At 68.8% G+C, this 3396-nt stretch carries 4 protein-coding genes; 3 read left to right on the top strand and 1 reads right to left on the bottom strand.

Going from position 1 to position 3396, the window contains the following annotated elements; genetic code table 11:
* Together ACFPZL_RS11390 and ACFPZL_RS11385 are read left to right on the top strand one after the other, a co-directional pair.
* Positions 1–288: S4 domain-containing protein (locus ACFPZL_RS11390; RefSeq protein WP_382335480.1), on the top strand; the 288-nt coding region annotated here is incomplete at its 5' end.
* A gap of 129 nt (positions 289–417) precedes the next feature.
* Entirely contained in the window at positions 418–1224 is an 807-nt protein-coding gene (locus tag ACFPZL_RS11385) for a flavin reductase family protein (RefSeq protein ID WP_218114480.1), read from the top strand.
* Positions 1225–1295: 71 nt separating this feature from the next.
* On the opposite strand, the gene ACFPZL_RS11380 is transcribed toward ACFPZL_RS11385, so the two are convergent.
* Complete coding sequence (locus tag ACFPZL_RS11380) at positions 1296–1877, bottom strand: helix-turn-helix domain-containing protein (protein ID WP_218114481.1); 582 nt, start codon at positions 1875–1877, stop codon at positions 1296–1298.
* Between the two features lie 148 nt (positions 1878–2025).
* On the opposite strand from ACFPZL_RS11380, the gene speB reads away from it, so the two are divergent.
* Entirely contained in the window at positions 2026–2973 is a 948-nt protein-coding gene (gene speB, locus ACFPZL_RS11375; RefSeq protein WP_218114482.1) for an agmatinase, read from the top strand.
* The last annotated feature ends 423 nt before the right edge of the window (positions 2974–3396 follow it).

Here is a 3396-nt window from a genome sequence, read left to right as displayed (position 1 = left end):
GGCCAGGGCGACCTCGGAGCGCTCGATGCGCCCACGCTCGATGCGGCGCTCGAGGAGCTGCCTGTGGCGACCGGGGGCGCGGGATCCGCCGTCGCCCAGCTGCTCGTCGACTCCGGCCTGGTCGCCTCGCTCAGCGAGGCGCGCCGGGCGATCGGCCAGGGCGGCGTCTACGTGAACAACGTGCAGGTGTCCGCGGACGACGCCGTGCTCTCGGACTCCGACCTGCTGCACGGCCGTTTCGCCGTGCTGCGCCGGGGGAAGAAGACGCTCGCCGCCGTGCGCGCCTGAAGCGCTCCCGGAACCGAATCGCCCGGAGCCGGGTCGCTCCCGGGACTGCGGGCGCCCGGCACCGCTGCGCGGTTCTGGAGATCACGCGAGGGGAGCCGCGAGGGAGGCCGCCGGGAGTAGCGTGGGGGTATGAGCGAGGATCGATCCGACACCCACCGCGTCATCGAGCCGAGCGTGCTCTACCTGGGAACGCCCGTCTACCTGGTCGCGACGCGCAATCCCGACGGTAGCACGAATCTCGCGCCGGCATCGAGCCATTTCGCGCTGGGGCGCACCATCGTGCTGGGGCTGGAGGAGGGCGGCCGGTCGCTCGACAATGTACGCCGACACCCGGAGCTGACGGTCAACTTCCCCGCATCGCACCAGTGGCGGCACGTCGAGCGCCTCGCCGGCGTCACCGGCAGCGATCCTGTTCCTGAGGAGAAGGCGGGCGCCTACGCCTTCGAACCGCGCAAGTTCGAACGTGCCGGCCTCACGCCGGCGGCGTCCGATCTCGTGCAGGTGTCGCGGGTCGCGGAGGCGCCGATCCAGCTCGAAGCGCGGGTGCGCACTGCGAGCACATCGGGCAGCGGCGAGTTCGGGATCGTCGAGGCCGAGGTCGTGCGCGTGCACGCCGAGCGCGGTATTACGGTCGACGGAACCGAGCACATCGACCCGGAGGCCTGGCATCCGCTCATCTACGCCTACCGGCACTTCTACGATCGGGGTGCCGAGGTCGGGTGGACCCGCAAGACGCCGTTCGCCGTGACGCCGCCCGCGGTGGAGCGCTGGGAGACGGCGGGCGGCACCTGGCGCATCGCCGGCGTCGATGACGATTCGGCGACCGTGGAGCTGCTGCGCTGCGATGGCGGCGAGCTCGTCGAGACGTTGACGCTGCAGGACCCGCGCGCGCTCCGTTGGGCGGCGGTGCAGCGGGCCATCCTCGACGCGCGCTGATCGCCTTGAAGCGAGCTGATCGGCTCGTCGCGGATGCGGACATGGTCCGCCGCGGAGCGGCGGCGCTGCGCTCAGGCCGAGCCGCTCCATGCGGCGGGGACCAGCACCCAGACGACCTCCGCGCCCGTGTCACCGGCCCGCCACGTGTGCGGGGTCTGCCCCGGGAAGGTGAGCGTGTCATCGGGCTCGAGCGAGACACGGCGGTCGTGGAGCGTCACCTCGAGGACGCCTGAGACCACATGGACGGACTCGACGGCGCTGTTCACCGTGTAGAGCGCGTCTCCGCCGCTGGCTCCGGGTTCGAGGGAGGATCGGAGCAGCTGGAAACGGCTCTCCGACCGAGGCGTGACCAGTCGCTCGTCGGCGCCGATGCCGCCCATGTTGATGACCGGCGCCTCCGCATGACGGATCAGCTGGATGTCAGGCTCCTCGAAGAGCGCGCCGATCGGGAGGGAGAGCGCCTGGCAGAGCTGCACCAGCGTCGGCACGCTGGGTACGGTCTCATCGCGTTCGACCCGGCTGATGAACCCGCGGGTGAGTCCGGAGGCCGTGGCGAGCTGCTCGAGCGTGAGCCCCTGGGCCTGGCGCGACGCGCGGAGCTTGGCGCCGATGGGGATGCGGTTCGGATCCGCAGTCGGGTGGACTGGGCGCATGGGCCGCCTTCCTCGCCGCGGGGCGCCTGGATCGACGCACCGATGGTCGTTGCAGGCACCGCGTGGATGCGATTAGAGTGAGTTCACCAATAGTATTCAAAGGTTTACTTATATGCAACATGAGTGTTGCGGAGAAGGAGCGAGCGACATGAGCGGATCCGCACCCCGAGGCCCGGTCGACGCCAGCCTGACCCCCCGCTACGCGGGCATCGCGACCTTCGCGAAGCTTCCCCGTATCGAAGAGGTGCCCGCGGCGGATATCGCTATCGTGGGGGTCCCCTTCGACAGCGGGGTCAGCTTCCGCCCGGGAGCCCGCTTCGGCCCCGCCCATGTCCGCGAGGCCTCGCGACTCCTCCGGCCCTACAACCCCGCGCAGGACGCCTCGCCCTTCGCGTTGAAGCAGGTGGTCGACGCCGGCGACATCGTGGCAAACCCGTTCAACCTCGCCGAGGCGGTGGAGCAGGTCGAGGCGGCGGCGACCGAGCTGGGGGAGCGGGTCGACCGGATCGTCACCATCGGCGGCGACCACACCATCGCACTGCCGCTCCTTCGCGCGGTGAACAAGAAGCACGGTCCCGTCGCGGTGCTGCACTTCGATGCGCACCTCGACACCTGGGACACCTACTTCGGCGCACCCATGACGCACGGTACGCCGTTCCGTCGAGCGTCCGAGGAGGGGCTCATCGACATGACCGCGTCGATGCACGGCGGGATCCGCGGCCCGCTCTACGGCAAGGGAGACCTCGAGGACGACGTCAAGCTCGGCTTCCAGATCGTCACGACCGAGTACATCGAGGAGCACGGCGTACCGGCTACGCTCGAGCGGATCCGCAACCGCGTAGGAGACCGGCCGCTCTACATCTCGATCGATATCGACGTGCTCGATCCCGCGCATGCACCCGGGACAGGCACTCCCGAGGCCGGCGGGCTCACGAGTCGCGAACTGCTGCGAATCATTCGCGGACTCGCCGATCTCGACATCGTCGGGGCGGATGTCGTCGAGGTGGCGCCGGCGTACGACCATGCGCAGATCACGGCGGTCGCGGCGAGTCACGTCGTCTACGAACTGGTTACCGCGATGGCTGCGCGGGGCTGAGCGAGGCTGGACGCGATCGGGCGATTCGCGGGATCCCGAGCGGGCGTTGAGCGAACAGCCATTTCTGGTCGTTCGTAGACCGCGCCGAGCCCGTCTCGGGCTCTGGCTCCGGTGGGGGATCCCGGGCGACACGCCCGGGATCCCCCACCGGTTTGCACCGCACCCGTAAACCGCGTAATGTAATCCCTTGTCAGCGCGACGGAGCCGGGTCTGAAACTGATCCGGCTGCTTCAGTGCGTAGCGATCAACATCGAAGATGTGCTAAGCTAGACAAGTTGCCCAGCGGGACTCGAGAGAGAATGCGCGGGTGAGATCGGCTCTTCGGAGAACCCTTCATCGGGTTGCGTACGGGGGGTGTCTGGTCCTTGAGAACTCAATAGTGTGCACTTGATTGTCAAATGCCAATTTATTATCCCCGGCTAC

This window comes from Leucobacter soli, from assembly GCF_042659205.1.
GTDB lineage: Bacteria > Actinomycetota > Actinomycetes > Actinomycetales > Microbacteriaceae > Leucobacter > Leucobacter soli.
Note: the sequence above shows the minus strand (reverse complement) of the source record. Positions and strands in the feature narration are given on the sequence as shown.

Excerpts from the sequence above, each read along its gene's own strand:
- ACFPZL_RS11385 (WP_218114480.1), top strand. The coding sequence starts at position 418 with ATGAGCGAGGATCGATCCGACACCCACCGCGTCATCGAGCCGAGCGTG.
- ACFPZL_RS11380 (WP_218114481.1), bottom strand. The coding sequence starts at position 1,877 with ATGCGCCCAGTCCACCCGACTGCGGATCCGAACCGCATCCCCATCGGC.
- speB (WP_218114482.1), top strand. The coding sequence starts at position 2,026 with ATGAGCGGATCCGCACCCCGAGGCCCGGTCGACGCCAGCCTGACCCCC.